This window comes from Bradyrhizobium sp. (assembly GCF_049586575.1).
Taxonomy (GTDB): domain Bacteria; phylum Pseudomonadota; class Alphaproteobacteria; order Rhizobiales; family Xanthobacteraceae; genus Bradyrhizobium.
Genome location: NZ_JBAVCF010000320.1, coordinates 1 through 13,899, shown reverse-complemented (window position 1 = coordinate 13,899; position 13,899 = coordinate 1). Strand labels below are relative to the sequence as shown.

The following is a 13,899-nucleotide window of genomic DNA, read 5'->3' as shown; positions in this document are numbered from 1 at the left end:
GTGGCCAGACCGAGATCATGACAAAAGGTCGGCACGACCCCTGCGTGGGCATTCGCGCGGTTCCGGTTGGTGAAGCCATGATGGCCTGCGTGCTGGCGGATCATTTCCTGCGCCATCGCGGCCAGGTGGGCGGCTAGGATATTGATACGGGAGCGGCAGCCGCGTCCCTCGATTTGATTGTCTTGACGGTGTCGCCGTTTCCGGCTGCCAATGGTGCTCTATGAACGCATCCGATCTGCAAAAGCTGACGGAATGGCTGATCGACGGCGCGAGGTCTGCGCCCAGCCCCCCGGCGATGATGGCGGAAACCTGCGAACGACTGGTCGCGGCGGGCCTGCCACTGTCACGCGTCGGTATTTTCGTTCGTACCCTGCATCCGGATATCGTCGGACGCAATTTCGTCTGGAAGCAGGGCGGTGAAGTCGTGGTCGGCAGCGCCGACTACGAGATGCTGGATTCGGAGGAATTTCGCGCCAGTCCGCTCGCCATCGTCTTCGCCGAAGGGCGTGAAATCAGGGCGCGGCTCGATGGTCCGGACGGCAACCGCTTCCCGATTTTCGCTGACCTGCGCGAGGAAGGCACCACCGATTATATTGCGCTGCCGCTTCTCAATGTCGACGGCTCGGTACACGCCTCTAGCTGGACCACAAAGCAACCGGGCGGCTTCACGGACGTGCAACTCAAGGCGCTGCGCGAGTTGATCCCACCGCTCTCCCGTCTGATCGAAGTCACGCGGTTGCGCTTCATGTCGACGATCCTGCTCGATACCTATGTCGGCAATCGCGCAGGCGAGCGCATTATGCACGGGCAGATCAGGCGCGGCCACACGGAAACAATGGATGCCGCAATCTGGCTATCGGACCTGCGCGGTTTCACTGCGCTGTCAGATCGGCTTCCGTCCGAAACTGTAGTCGATATTCTCAATCGGTATTTCGACTGCCAGGTCTCCGCGATCGCAGCACATGGCGGCGAAGTTCTGAAGTTCATGGGCGACGGGTTGCTTGCGGTGTTTCCGATCGACGAATATGTCGGCGACACCAGGAAGGTCTGCGCCCAAGTCCTGGACGCTGCGCGCGCCTCACGCACCAATGTCGATGCCTTGCAATATCCGATAGGGGACACTGTCGAGCGTTTTCGTTTCGGCGTTGCATTGCATGTCGGGAAAATTCTTTACGGCAATATCGGCGGCGGCAACCGGCTCGATTTCACTTGCATCGGACCTGCCGTCAATCTCGCCGCGCGGCTGGAAAAGATGGCAGGGCGCCTGCACCGCACAGTCGTGGCATCACGAGCCTTCGCCGAGGCGAGCGCTGGCCACTGGGATGATCTCGGCGAATTTCCGATCGCGGGATTTTCAAAGGCCGAGCGTGTTTATGGCCTGACCGACGAGACGCTGGCGCCAGCCTGAGGCAAGTTGCGGCCATCGCCGACGTCGAGAACATCAAGGCGGTGGCAGCAATCGCGCTTTTTCATGATCCGGTACTCTCCAGGACTCCGTGGCAAGCGCCGGCGAAGCCGCAATACCCATGGGTGGCGGGATCGCTGCAACGACGAGCCGTAAACGCGGTCGCCGATTATTCTTCCGGCTCGGTGGTGAACAGCAACGGATACCCCTTGGCGCGGCCGGCGTCGGTGGCGCGGGTCGCCTTGGTTTCGGCGACGTCCTTGGTAAAGACCGCCACCACGCAAACGCCGCGCCGGTGCGCGGTGATCATCACCTTGTGCGCCTGATCCTCCGTCATGCGGAATTCCGCTTTCAGGACCGTGACGACGAACTCGCGCGGCGTGAAGTCGTCGTTGACGAGAATGACCTTGTGCAGCCGTGGCCGTTCGACCTTGGTCTTGACCCTGGTCTTCGGCTTAATGACGGTGTCGACCATTCGTTTCCCGCACCTTCGGTAGCCGGTGATGAATTCCAGTCCAGTCTACCAGAATTGACGACGGTGCGTGGAGCGGGAACTAGAGGATAGCGTCATTGCAGCGGCGGAACCGTCCGCAGATAGGCAATGATATCGGCCAGATCGTTCTGCTTCAGTCCAGCGTAGAAGGGATAGGCCATCGGCGGCTTGAGCACCCGTCCGTCGCGGGCAACGCCTTGGACGGGTAATGCAAAATTGCGGCTGCGTTGCTGCTAACCTGAATGTGAACGCTGCAAGATGTTCCAGCTTTCCGTCGGCTGCGGTGCGTGCGAACATCATATGACACGACGGGAGGGCCGCAGATGCGCTGGTATGTCTCGATCGGGGCGGTGCTGGTTGCAAGTGCTATCACCGCAAGCGATGTCGTGGGAGTTACCGCGCCGGACATTCAGCATCGACGCGAGGTGCGATCGGCGGACAAGGCGCCGGCGGTGGTCGACGTCGAACTCGTGCTCGCGGTCGATGTGTCCTATTCGATGGACATGGACGAATTGGCGGTGCAGCGCGAGGGTTACGCGCAGGCGATCGTCTCGAAGGAATTCCTTCAGGCGCTGAAGGCGCTCCCGAACGGCAAGATTGCCGTGACCTATTTCGAATGGGCGGCGTCAAGCGATCAGAAAATCATCATTCCCTGGCGGGTCATCGATGGCCCGGAGACTGCGGATGCCGTCGCCGACGAAATCCTGAAAACGCCGATCCGCCGTGCCTCCCGCACTTCCATTTCCGGAGCGATCTATTTTGCGATGCCGCTGTTTGAGAACAACCCCTATCCCGGCCTGCGGCGCGTCATCGATATCTCGGGGGACGGTCCCAACAACAATGGCGCACCGGTCACGCCGGCGCGCGATGAGGCGATCTCCAAGGGGATCGTCATCAACGGCCTGCCGATCATGGTGAAGGAGCCTAATTACTCGACGATGGATATCGAAAACCTCGATTGGTACTACGAAGACTGCGTGGTCGGCGGTCCCGGATCTTTCGTGGTGGCGATCAAGGACCGCGAGAAGTTCAAGGAAGCGATCCGGAGCAAGCTTCTGCTCGAGGTCGCTGGTCGCACGCCCCAGCGTCCCGTCGTTCCGGTGGCCGACAAGGAGCCGCGGGTCCCCTGCATGATCGGCGAAAGGATATGGCAGGACAGGTGGGGGCGCTAACCGAAAGAGCTTTGCATCAATTCCGGCGTCTTATCGCTTGAACCGCGCCACCAGTTCGACATGCGGCGTATGTCGAAACTGATCGACGGGAGTGACGCCCTCGATCTTGTAGCCGCCATCGATCAGGATACGAGCGTCGCGGGCAAAGGTCGCGACGTTGCAGGACACCGCAATCACTGCGGGCACCTTGCCGGCCGCGAGCCTTTCGGCTTGCGCCTGTGCGCCCTGCCGCGGCGGGTCGAACACGATGGCGTCGAAGTCGCGCAATTCTTCCGCGACGAGCGGGCGACGAAACAGATCGCGGGTCTCGGCTTTGATGGGCTTTAATCCTGGCGTCGATGCGACGGCCTTTTGCAGACTTGCGATTGCGCCTGCGTCGCTGTCGTAAGCCGATACCCGCGACTTCTCGGCGAGCCTCAAGGCAAATGGTCCCACGCCGCAAAATAGATCTGCGATGTGTTTGACGCGTCCGCCGTGTTTTAAGACGAGCGCGGCCAGCGTCTCTTCGCCCGCGACGGTCGCCTGGAGAAAGGAGCCCGGCGGCAGGATCACGCGCGCCTTGCCCATGGTTACGCCCGGCGCTTGACGCATCAGCACCAGTTCGCCGTGCCGCGTCAGGCGGGCAACATCCTGCTTGGCCGCGATCTGCGATAGCGCCGCAATGGCGTTGGCCGGAAGCGGACCGGAGCCGCGGATATCGACGTCGAGGCCGCCATCGGTCGCGGTCACCTGAATGTCGAGCGGCTTGCCGATTCCGATCAGCGGTTCGGCAAGCGCCCAGGCTGCCTCCAGCGCACCGTTCAGGCCGGGGTCGAGGATCGGACAGCGATCGACAGGGACGATGTCATGCGACTGTGCCGCGGCAAAGCCGACTTTGAGCACGTCATGGGTGCCCTTGCGGGCATGGAGGGTAACGCGGCGGCGGCCTTTGCCATGGGCATCGATGAGGGGAAAGACCTCGCAGTCGATTTTCGCCTGCGCGAGCGTCGCAACGACAAGATTGCGTTTCCAGGCGCGGTATCGTTCGGTTTCCCAGTGCTGGATGGCGCAGCCGCCGCAGACGCCGAAGTGCGGACAGAACGGTTCGATGCGCTCGGGACTAGCCTGTTCGATCCGCACCAATTGACGCCGGTCCGGGTGATGACCTGGTGCGGCCGCAACCTCGGCCACCTCGCCGCCGAGCGTGTATGGAACAAAGAGGCTCCGCCCTTCGGCGAGCGCGATGCCATCTCCGAGATGGCCGACGTGATCGATGGTGAGGCGTTCAACCACGGCGCGCGCCAAGGAAGAATTCGACGTTGCCGTCTCCACCTGATATCGGGGAGGGAAATATCCGGATGTCCGTGCAGCCGAGCGAGGCCGCAAATGCGGAAATGTCGTCGCAAACCTCCTGATGCACGGCCGCGTCGCGGACGATTCCGCGTTTGGAATTTTTGCGGCCAGCTTCGAACTGCGGCTTGATCAGCGCCAGAAGATGCATCGGCGCTGCCGCCAGCGACAATGCAACCGGCAGCACAGCCTTCAGCGAGATGAAGCTGACGTCGATGACCACGATGTCGGGACGCGCGGGAAGCCGCTTGCCATCCAGCGCGCGGATATCGGTCTCTTCCATGGAAACGATCTTGGGATGATCGCGCAGGGAAGGGTGCAACTGTCCGCGCCCGACGTCGATCGCAAAAACCACGCTGGCGCCATTGGCGAGCAAGACTTCCGTGAAGCCGCCGGTCGAGGCGCCGACGTCGAGACAGACGTGGTCCTCGATATCGATCGGGTATTGCTCGAGCGCACCGGCGAGCTTGACGCCGCCCCGCGAAACGAAGGGATGCGCCGGTTGCGCCTGCAACACGGCGTCGGGGGGAATTGTCTCGGAGGCCTTGAGCACAGGTTTGTCGTTCGCCGAAACGAGGCCGGCTTCGATGGCAGCGCGGGCGCGAGCCCGGCTTTCGAACAACCCGCGTTCGACGAGCAGGAGATCAATGCGCTTCTTGGAAGACGGCATGATGCGCTCGGTGACTAATTTCAGGAAGCGGAAGCGAGCCGCGTGGCCGCCATGGCAACGCAAAGCTCAAACGCGGTCAAGTCGTGCCAGATGTCTGCCGGTTTTTCGCGGGCCAGCACGAGCGGCGAACCGTAGAGATCGAGCGCGTGGATCATCATCAGATTGTCGTTGTGGCCGAAATCTTCAACGGACAGCCCCTCGGCATCGACGAGGCCGGTATCGCGCGCCGTGACCTTCGTGAATCGCCGCACCCGATCGGCATAGGGTGAGGGATCGTTGGAATAGCCAAAACAAAATTTCCCGTGTGCGGCCATGTAGCCGAGCTCATACACGGTTCCGGCGTCGGCACCGGGCCCGCGGAACGGCGTCAGGTTGGCGATGACGGCGTCAGCCCGATCCATCATGGCCTCGTTGGCTTTGAATATCTGAAGCGAGGCATCGGAGGCCGCCCGATCGACGACATTGTCGAGCGGGTAGAGGCCGATCAGCCCATGCCGGCGGCAGGTGTCGATTTTCTGCCGACCGATCTCAAGCCCATCCGGCAGGAACACGTCGGGACCTGCCAGATAAACATGCATAGCAACACGGCTTAAGCGAGCTTCACCGTCTCGGTCTTGACGTCCTTGCCGAGCGTCTCGAACACCTTGGCGACGATGCCCTTGGCGTCCAGTCCGGCGCGGCCGTACATCGCGCTCGGCGAGTCGTGGTCGAGGAATTCGTCCGGCAGCACCATCGCGCGCATCCGCAATCCACCGTCGAGCATGCCGTGTTCGGCCAGCGTCTGCATGACGTGGGAGCCAAAGCCGCCGATCGATCCTTCCTCGATGGTGAGAAGGATTTCGTGCTCGCGCGCGAGTTTCAGAACCAGATCGACATCGAGCGGCTTCATGAAGCGCGCATCCGCGATCGTGGTAGAAAGCCCGTGCGCGGCGAGTTCGTCTGCGGCCTTCTCGCATTCGCCAAGACGCGTGCCGAACGACAACAGCGCGATCTTGCTGCCCTGACGCACGATGCGTCCCTTGCCGATCTCGAGCGGGATGCCGGCTTCGGGCATATCGACGCCGCGACCTTCGCCGCGCGGATAGCGCAGCGCGCTCGGGCGGTCGTCGATCGCGACCTGTGTCGCCACCATATGTACCAGTTCGGCCTCGTCGGAAGCCGCCATGATCACGAAATTGGGCAGGCAGCCGAGATAGGCGCAGTCGAACGAGCCGGCGTGGGTAGCGCCATCGGCACCGACCAGTCCGGCGCGGTCGATTGCAAAACGCACCGGGAGGCTCTGGATCGCCACGTCATGCACAACCTGGTCGTAGCCGCGTTGCAGGAAGGTCGAATAGATGGCGCAAAACGGCTTGTAGCCTTCGGTGGCAAGACCGGCGGCAAACGTCACCGCGTGCTGCTCGGCAATGCCGACGTCGAATGTGCGGTTAGGAAACGACTTGGCGAAGATGTCGATGCCGGTGCCCGATGGCATCGCTGCGGTGATGCCGACGATCTTTTCGTCCTTCTGCGCTTCCTTGACCAGGCTTTGGCCGAAAACGTTCTGATAGGCCGGCGCATTCGGCTTGGCCTTGGCCTGGGTGCCGGTGGCGACATCGAATTTGACGACGGCGTGATATTTGTCGGCCGAGGCTTCTGCGGGCGCGTAACCTTTGCCCTTCTGCGTCACGACATGGACCAGGATCGGGCCGGTCTCCATGTCGCGGACGTTGCGCAGCACCGGCAGCAGGTGATCGAGGTTATGACCATCGATCGGGCCGACGTAGTAGAAGCCGAGTTCCTCGAACAGCGTGCCGCCGTCCATCATGAAACCGCGGGAATATTCCTCGACGCGGTTGGCGCGATTGGCCAGCACCTTCGGCAGGCGCTTGTTGATCTGCTTCGCCGCCTCGCGCAGCGTGCGATAGGTCTTGCCGGAATAGAGCCTGGACAGGTAGGCGCTCATGGCGCCGACCGGCGGCGCGATCGACATGTCGTTGTCGTTGAGAATGACGATCAGGCGGGAATTCATCGCGCCCGCATTGTTCATGGCCTCGTAGGCCATGCCCGCCGACATCGCACCGTCGCCGATCACGGCAATGACATTGTTCTTGCCGCCCGAAAGATCGCGCGCCACGGCCATGCCGAGCCCTGCCGAAATCGAGGTCGAGGAGTGTGCGGCGCCGAACGGATCGTAGTCGCTCTCGGTGCGTTTGGTGAACCCCGAAAGCCCGCCGCCGGTGCGCAGGGTGCGGATCCGGTCGCGGCGGCCGGTGAGGATCTTGTGCGGATAGGCCTGGTGACCGACGTCCCAGATCAGGCGGTCGCGGGGCGTGTCGAAGACGTAGTGCAGGGCGGTGGTCAGCTCGACCACGCCGAGGCCGGCGCCGAAATGACCGCCGGTCACCGAAACCGCATCGATGGTTTCCTGACGCAGTTCGTCAGCGACTTGCCGGATTTGTTCGACCTTGAGCCGGCGCAAATCGTCCGGGGTGCGGATCGTGTCGAGGAGCGGCGTCTTGCTAAATGCGGTCACAGCGTTATTCCAATCTTTTAGGGTCGGGGATCAACGGCCCGACAGGAAATGGGTTGCGCAAAATTTAGCGCCAGTGCCCCAGACCCCGGATGCCACTCACGGGCGCAAGGCCCGATCGATAGTCTTAGGCCCGCCCCGTATCGTTCAATGTGATTTTCATCACCTTTAGACGGCTCCACCCAGCCGATCAATTTATTGAGCTATTTGAAATACTTGGCGTCAGAGCGGTACACCGAACGAGTGCTTTCGTCAGCCCATAGTCGCTAAACCTTTACACTAAAGCGGCGGCCAAAGCCAACCGCCGGGGGAACAACCGGGAACGCCTGAGATGGCGATGGAACCCGAAATTGCTAGTCGGCGAGCCGTTTTCGGCGCTCAAACCAGCCGATTTTGGGGGGCAATTCCAAATAACGACCCAAGCCGCTTAACCATTTCCGCAAAGCCCCAATGCATTCAGCAATACCCAATGCAATTGGGATGCGGCGTTCGGCCGTCGCGTGGGGCCTGCCGCTATTGCACGTCGAGCGGTTCCGTCCCGGTCGGCTGGCCGCTGGCATCGGTCGTGATTTTGTCGACCCGCGCTTCCGCCTGGCGCAGCAGTTCCTCGCACCGCCGCTTCAGCGCTTCGCCGCGCTCATAGATGGCCACGGACTCTTCGAGCGGCACCTTGCCGTCCTCCAATCGCTTGACGATCGATTCGAGTTCCTCGATCGCGCGTTCAAAGCTCAGCTTCTTGACGTCCGCCTGGGCGTTTTCGGCCATATTGGATTTCCTGGATGTGTCTTACGAAGCGGAACCCATCAACGCACTGACATGGGCCGCGACTGATTCCTTCAGGCCCTGAAGATCATAACCGCCCTCAAGTACCGAGACAATTCGGCCCCCCGCGGTGCGATCGGCGAGATCCATCAGCTTTCGCGTCACCCATCCGAAGTCTTCGGCCTTCAGATTGAGTGAAGCCAGGGGGTCGCGATGATGTGCATCGAATCCGGCCGAGATGATGATGAGCTCTGGGCTGAATTTGCTCAAGTTGGGCAGGATGGTGTTTTCGAAGGCGGCGCGAAACTTGGCGCTGCCATCTTCCGGAGCGAGCGGTGCATTGACGATGTTGTCGTGCTCGCCCCGCTCGCCGGTGGCACCGGTGCCAGGGAACAGCGGCATCTGATGCGTCGAGCAGTACATCACGGTCTTGTCGGCCCAGAAGATATCCTGGGTGCCGTTGCCGTGGTGAACGTCGAAATCCACCACGGCCGCGCGGCCGATGCCGTATTTGCGCTGGGCATGGCGTGCCGCGATCGCGGCGTGATCGAAAAGACAGAAACCCATCGGACGGTTGGTCTCGGCATGATGGCCGGGAGGACGCATCGCCACGAAGGCGTTGCTGTGGGTCCCCGCCATGATCGAGTCGGTTGCGGCGACCGCGCCACCGACGCCGCGCATCACGGCTTCCCAGGTGCCGGGCGACATCGAGGTGTCGCCGTCGAGGTACACTAGGCCGTTTGACGGTGCAGCGCGACGCAATTCGTCGACATAGTGCTCATCGTGGCACAGAGTGACCAGATCGAGCGAACCTTCCGGCGCCAGTTCGCGCACCAGCGGATCGAAACGGCTTTCGCTCAGGATTTCATCGACAGCGCGAATCCGGTCCGGCCGTTCGGGATGTCCGGGCGGGGTCAGATGATTCAGCGTCGACGGGTGGGTTACGAGAAGCGTCGTCATGCACTGCCTTTTGCGCGCGAGAAACTCTCAATGTAAGGGGTGATCGCCGCCGGGGAAAGGGCCGATCACTCCGACCGCCTGATGCGGTCCGCGGCCGTTGGGTGGATTGGGCTGCTGGCTTGAAAATACGCATCCAGCGCGTCAACGTCATTGACGCCGAATTGTTGCGCGGTGCCTTCTTTCAGAACCGTGAAGCCGTCGCCTCCGGCGGAGAGATAATTGTTCACCGTCACACGATAACTTCTCGCCGGATCGATGCGCTCTCCATTCAGCGACATCGAGGCCGCGATCACGTGATCGCCGAGGGATTTGCCGCTCTTCCAGGTGTAGCTGAAGCCCTTGGAGACCTGCAAAATCCGTGTGCGCCTCGGGTCCAGCCATTGCTGCTCCAGCGCGTTCTTGATCTGGCTTCCCGTCAGCGACAGCGTGACGAGCTGGTTGCCGAACGGCTGGCTTGCAAACAGATCGGCATACGTCACCACGCCGTCGTCCTTTCGGGTGACGTCGGCGCGTAGACCGCCCGGATTGGTGAAGGCGATGACGGCCCTCCCTAGCGTAGCACCGGCGGTCGCAGCCAATTGGGCATCGGCGATCACGTCGCCGAGCACGCTTTCGCCGGCATTGTTGGGCACGCGCGACAGCGTGTCGGTGACCGAGCCGGCCCGGCGATTGGCGATGGGGACGAGCCGGTCGTAGGCTTCGATCAGCGCGGTCTGCTCCGAATCCTTGGCCAGTTGACCACTGCGAACGATCACATTGTCGGCCTTCGCTGCGATGACGTCGCGGGTTTTGCTATCGAGCGTGACGTCGATTGCGGTGACGAGCGTGCCGTATTTGTCGGCTGAGGTCACGAGCCGTCCGTCGATGTTGCAGACGTAGGGCTGGTGGGTGTGACCGCTGAACACCAGATCGACCGCGCGGTCGAATTTCTTGCCGATATCGACGATGGCGCCGGAGATCGCCGGGCACTCGTTATAATCGCCGGCCGGATAGCCGCCTTCATGAACCAGTACGACGATGGCTTCAATGCCCCGCGCTTTCAATTCCGGCACGAGCGCATTCACGGTCTCCGCCTCATCGCGAAATTCCAGACCCGCGGCACTCGTGGGCGAAATGATGCCGGCAGTTCCTTTCAAGGTCAGGCCGATAAAGGCGACGGGAATGCCCTCGAATTCCCTGATTTCATAAGGCGGAAAGATCGTCTTGCCGGTCGCTGTCTCAATGGTGGAGGCTGCCAGGTAGTGAAACTTCGCGCCTAAAAAGGGATGCGGCCCGTGGCATTTGTCGACCGGATGGCAGCCGCCATTCTGCATCCGTTTTATTTCTTCCTTGCCTTCGTCGAACTCGTGATTGCCGACGGAGGCGAGCGCAAGGCCCATCATCGAAAGCGATTCGATGGTCGGTTCGTCATGAAACATCGCCGACAATAGCGGGCTCGCGCCGATCAGATCGCCGGCGGCAACGAAGATCGTGTTTCTGTGGCCCTCGCTGAGCTCTTTGACGAGGGTCGCCATGTGCTCGACGCCACCCGCCGGAACCGTGATCTTTTTGGTCTTGTCGTTGGGGTCGGCGATCTTGATCCCGCCAAGGGAAGGGCGAAGATAGCCATGGAGATCGTTGATCGCGAGAATACGCAACTCGACGGTCGCCGTTTGCGCCGTCGCCGGCATGGCCGGAGCTGACGCAACCAGCGCCAAAGCGATCAAGGCCAGTGCGAACGAATTCCTCATGGCGCGACAATAAAGGGCAGGCGCGACGGTTTCACGAAGCTGGCGCTCAACCCCGCTTGCGCGAAAAGAACGCCTTGAACGCCGCGATCGCTTCCGCCGAGCGCATCCGCTCTCCGAACAACTGACTTTCGTGGTCGATCCGGCGGGTCAGGTCTTCCGGAGTATGCTTGAGAAGCTTGCGCGAGGCCGCGACCGCTTCCGCCGGGAGCGCCGCAATTTCGCGCGCGACCTTGCGCGCCTCTGCGTCGAGATGATCGGGAGCGACGACGGCGTTGACAAAGCCCGCGGCGCGGGCGTCCTCGGCGTTGAGCGTGCGTCCCATCACCAGCATCGAAAACGCGCGCTGATGTCCCATCAGCCAGGGCGCCAGCAGACTGGAGGCGCCTTCCGGCACAAGGCCGAGATGAATGAAGGGCGTTGCGAAGGTGGCTTTCGTGCTGGCGATCACCTGATCGCAGTGAAGCAGCATCGTGGTGCCGATCCCGATCGCGATGCCGTCGACGGCAGCGACGACCGGCTTGCCGTTATGGGCCAGCGAGTGAAGGAATTTGATCGCGTTGGAGGCGCGCGGCGTTCCGGTATTCGAGGTGCCGTCTTTCAGGAAATCTTCGAGATCGTTGCCGGCGGTAAAGACGCCCGGTTCGCCCGAAATGATGAGGCAGCGGATCGAAGCGTCACCCTGTGCGCTGTCGATCGCGGCGCTCATGTCGCGATACATGTCTTGTGTAATTGCATTCTTCTTTTCCGGTCGCGTGAGCTTGATCACGCGAACGGCGTCTTCGTCGGTAACGGTTACATGTCCGGTCATAATTATTGGCCTTCGGGTAATCGGCAATGGCAGGAACCGAGGAAATATCCTACATCATTCACGCGCGCACCCAAACCGCGTGCCTACCAGATCGGGATGCAAATGTTGGAATCGGACCACTAGGGGCGAAGGATGCAACTCACCGGGATACATCATCTGACCGCGATTTCGGCGAAGCCGCGCGAGAACCTCGCCTTTTATACCGGCCTGTTGGGCATGCGGCTGGTGAAGAAAACGGTTAATCAAGATGACGTCAGCGCCTATCACCTGTTTTACGCGGACGGGAAGGCCAATCCGGGCACGGATCTCACCTTTTTCGATTTTCCCGCCGCGCCGGAGCAGCGCGGCACAAACAGCATTTCCGCGACCTCCTTGCGTGTTGCCGGTGAGAAAAGCATCGGCTTCTGGCGCGATCGTCTCAAGAAGGCCGGCGCCCACGCCGGTGATGTTGCCGAGGTCGATGGCCGCCTGACGCTGCCGTTCGAGGACGGTGAGGGCCAGCGTCTGGTGCTGATCGACGATGGCGGCGCGGGTCGTTCGTCCCCGTGGGATAAGAGCCCGGTGTCGGTCGAGCATCAGATCCGCGGCCTCGGTCCGATCGTGCTGAGCGTCCACGATGCAGCGCGTACCGCGACCGTGCTCACCGCGGTCATGAACATGCGGCACGCGCGCAGCTATGTAGCGCCGGCAGCGCAAGGAGAAGTCCAGGTGTTCGCGATGGGCGAGGGGGGACCTGCCGCCGAATTGCATGTGATCGCACAGAAGGGCTTGCCGATGGCGCGGCAGGGAGCGGGCGGGGTGCATCACGTGGCGTTTCGCACGCCCGACGAGACACAATATCACGCCTGGACGCAGCGCTTGCGCGAACTTCGCATTCCCAATAGCGGAGAGGTCGACCGTTTCTATTTCCGCAGTCTCTATTTCCGCGAGCCGAACGGCATCCTGTTCGAAATCGCCACCGATGGCCCGGGCTTCGCCACTGACGAACCGATGGAGACGCTCGGCGAAAAGCTCGCGCTGCCGCCCTTCCTCGAGCCTCGCCGCGCGGAAATCGAAGCGGGCTTGAAGCCGATAGGGTAGGCTGCAGTCCACAAGTAGCCTCAACCTCACCATGAGATTGCCATGGTTTGGTCAAACCGGAGTGAAGTCTGGGCCCATGCTGGGTCAGATGAGCAGTACGTGACTCGCCGGTGGGACCGACGACGGAGGGCCAATGCAGACCGAGGCGAAGCCAAAAGCAACCGACGATCGCCGTGATTTCGTTTTGATTCCGGCTGATCAGGTGCGGGTCGCGCCGTCGGACGCGGAGATCACCGATTTGCTGCGCGCAGCGGCGCGGCACCATTCCGAAGCCGGCGTCCGCCCCGCTCCCGATCCATCTGTGCCCGTGCCGGCGGTCGATACGACATTCCGCGCCACCGCGGTCAACGACGATGTGCCTGTACGCGGCTCGACGTTCGGCCGACGGTTGGTGCGCATGGTCGTCGCGCTTCTGTTGGCGGCGGGCATCGGAGGTGCGGCGTTCGGCTGGCAGGTATTCGGTTATGCAGCCAAGAAAGCCGTCGGAAGATGGTTGCCGCAAATAGCGCTGACGTCATCGCTGTCGCTGGACAAGCTCGGGCTCGCCCCAGAACCCAAGCCATCCGAGGACGCCACCGACGCGGCGCCGGCAACTGCATCCGCTCAAGATGCAGCAGTTTCCGCTCCAAGCGTCGCCGACAGCGGCGCGCCGGCGAATGCCGCCGCTGCGCCGCCGGATGCCACGCAACAGTTGCAATCGATGGCGCGCGATCTTGCCAATGCCAACCAGGAGGTCGAGGCGCTTAAGGCCAGCATCGCAGAGTTGAAGGCCGGCCAACAACAGATGGCGCGCGAACTCACCAAAATGTCCGACAAGTTGGCTGAGCAAAACGCCAGGGCCAAAGTCACGTCGGCCGCGCAACATGCGGCGGCGGCCGCGCGTAAACCTGCGGCGCTCTATTCGCCGACGCCAACGCCGGCGCCGCCGACTTACCGGCCGTCCTATTCCGCGCAGGCCGCGGCGACTGTGGCCTCACC

General features: G+C 62.1%; 14 protein-coding genes. 5 read left to right on the top strand and 9 right to left on the bottom strand.

Annotated elements, in window-relative coordinates; all coding sequences use genetic code 11:
- Both WB528_RS12350 and WB528_RS12345 read left to right on the top strand, forming a co-directional pair.
- Positions 1-137: chorismate synthase (locus WB528_RS12350; protein WP_423888697.1), on the top strand; the 137-nt coding region annotated here is incomplete at its 5' end.
- 83 nt (positions 138-220) lie between these two features.
- Entirely contained in the window at positions 221-1,408 is a 1,188-nt protein-coding gene (locus WB528_RS12345; RefSeq protein ID WP_423888696.1) for an adenylate/guanylate cyclase domain-containing protein, read from the top strand.
- 166 nt (positions 1,409-1,574) lie between these two features.
- Here WB528_RS12345 and clpS read toward each other — a convergent pair whose 3' ends face one another.
- Positions 1,575-1,880 (bottom strand): ATP-dependent Clp protease adapter ClpS, encoded by a 306-nt coding sequence (gene clpS / locus WB528_RS12340; protein ID WP_423888695.1) that lies wholly within the window; start codon positions 1,878-1,880, stop codon positions 1,575-1,577.
- Between the two features lie 341 nt (positions 1,881-2,221).
- Here clpS and WB528_RS12335 point away from each other — a divergent pair, with 341 nt between their 5' ends.
- Positions 2,222-3,070 (top strand): DUF1194 domain-containing protein, encoded by an 849-nt coding sequence (locus WB528_RS12335; RefSeq protein ID WP_423888694.1) that lies wholly within the window; start codon positions 2,222-2,224, stop codon positions 3,068-3,070.
- Between the two features lie 30 nt (positions 3,071-3,100).
- Here WB528_RS12335 and WB528_RS12330 read toward each other — a convergent pair whose 3' ends face one another.
- The 8 genes from WB528_RS12330 to WB528_RS12295 form a co-directional block, all read right to left on the bottom strand.
- Positions 3,101-4,342, bottom strand: coding sequence for a class I SAM-dependent RNA methyltransferase (locus WB528_RS12330; protein ID WP_423888693.1), 1,242 nt, complete (start codon positions 4,340-4,342; stop codon positions 3,101-3,103).
- Positions 4,335-5,069: a TlyA family RNA methyltransferase gene (locus WB528_RS12325; RefSeq protein WP_423888692.1), complete on the bottom strand. Its 735-nt coding sequence runs from the start codon at positions 5,067-5,069 to the stop codon at positions 4,335-4,337. The genes WB528_RS12330 and WB528_RS12325 overlap by 8 nt, the downstream gene beginning before the upstream one ends.
- A 20-nt stretch (positions 5,070-5,089) precedes the next feature.
- Complete coding sequence (locus WB528_RS12320; RefSeq protein WP_423888691.1) at positions 5,090-5,647, bottom strand: nucleoside 2-deoxyribosyltransferase; 558 nt, start codon at positions 5,645-5,647, stop codon at positions 5,090-5,092.
- 11 nt (positions 5,648-5,658) lie between these two features.
- On the bottom strand, positions 5,659-7,584 hold the full coding sequence (gene dxs, locus WB528_RS12315) for a 1-deoxy-D-xylulose-5-phosphate synthase (protein WP_423888690.1): 1,926 nt from the start codon (positions 7,582-7,584) through the stop codon (positions 5,659-5,661).
- Between the two features lie 510 nt (positions 7,585-8,094).
- Complete coding sequence (locus WB528_RS12310) at positions 8,095-8,346, bottom strand: exodeoxyribonuclease VII small subunit (protein WP_092124735.1); 252 nt, start codon at positions 8,344-8,346, stop codon at positions 8,095-8,097.
- Between the two features lie 21 nt (positions 8,347-8,367).
- Positions 8,368-9,303 carry a histone deacetylase family protein gene (locus tag WB528_RS12305; protein ID WP_423888689.1) on the bottom strand — a complete coding sequence of 312 codons (936 nt, stop codon included), beginning with the start codon at positions 9,301-9,303 and terminating at the stop codon, positions 8,368-8,370.
- A 65-nt stretch (positions 9,304-9,368) separates the two neighbouring features.
- A complete protein-coding gene (locus WB528_RS12300; RefSeq protein ID WP_423888688.1) occupies positions 9,369-11,033 on the bottom strand; it encodes a bifunctional metallophosphatase/5'-nucleotidase in 1,665 nt (554 codons plus the stop codon).
- 46 nt (positions 11,034-11,079) lie between these two features.
- Positions 11,080-11,841 (bottom strand): crotonase/enoyl-CoA hydratase family protein, encoded by a 762-nt coding sequence (locus tag WB528_RS12295; protein WP_423888687.1) that lies wholly within the window; start codon positions 11,839-11,841, stop codon positions 11,080-11,082.
- A 132-nt stretch (positions 11,842-11,973) separates the two neighbouring features.
- Here WB528_RS12295 and WB528_RS12290 point away from each other — a divergent pair, with 132 nt between their 5' ends.
- Both WB528_RS12290 and WB528_RS12285 read left to right on the top strand, forming a co-directional pair.
- Positions 11,974-12,921 carry a ring-cleaving dioxygenase gene (locus tag WB528_RS12290; RefSeq protein WP_423888686.1) on the top strand — a complete coding sequence of 316 codons (948 nt, stop codon included), beginning with the start codon at positions 11,974-11,976 and terminating at the stop codon, positions 12,919-12,921.
- A gap of 133 nt (positions 12,922-13,054) precedes the next feature.
- Positions 13,055-13,899, top strand: an 845-nt coding sequence (locus WB528_RS12285; protein WP_423888685.1) for a hypothetical protein, incomplete at its 3' end; no start/stop codon positions are given.

Coding starts and splice junctions, on each gene's coding strand:
- WB528_RS12345 (WP_423888696.1), top strand. CDS start 221: ATGAACGCATCCGATCTGCAAAAGCTGACGGAATGGCTGATCGACGGC.
- clpS (WP_423888695.1), bottom strand. CDS start 1,880: ATGGTCGACACCGTCATTAAGCCGAAGACCAGGGTCAAGACCAAGGTC.
- WB528_RS12335 (WP_423888694.1), top strand. CDS start 2,222: ATGCGCTGGTATGTCTCGATCGGGGCGGTGCTGGTTGCAAGTGCTATC.
- WB528_RS12325 (WP_423888692.1), bottom strand. CDS start 5,069: ATGCCGTCTTCCAAGAAGCGCATTGATCTCCTGCTCGTCGAACGCGGG.
- WB528_RS12320 (WP_423888691.1), bottom strand. CDS start 5,647: ATGCATGTTTATCTGGCAGGTCCCGACGTGTTCCTGCCGGATGGGCTT.
- WB528_RS12310 (WP_092124735.1), bottom strand. CDS start 8,346: ATGGCCGAAAACGCCCAGGCGGACGTCAAGAAGCTGAGCTTTGAACGC.
- WB528_RS12305 (WP_423888689.1), bottom strand. CDS start 9,303: ATGACGACGCTTCTCGTAACCCACCCGTCGACGCTGAATCATCTGACC.
- WB528_RS12300 (WP_423888688.1), bottom strand. CDS start 11,033: ATGAGGAATTCGTTCGCACTGGCCTTGATCGCTTTGGCGCTGGTTGCG.
- WB528_RS12295 (WP_423888687.1), bottom strand. CDS start 11,841: ATGACCGGACATGTAACCGTTACCGACGAAGACGCCGTTCGCGTGATC.
- WB528_RS12290 (WP_423888686.1), top strand. CDS start 11,974: ATGCAACTCACCGGGATACATCATCTGACCGCGATTTCGGCGAAGCCG.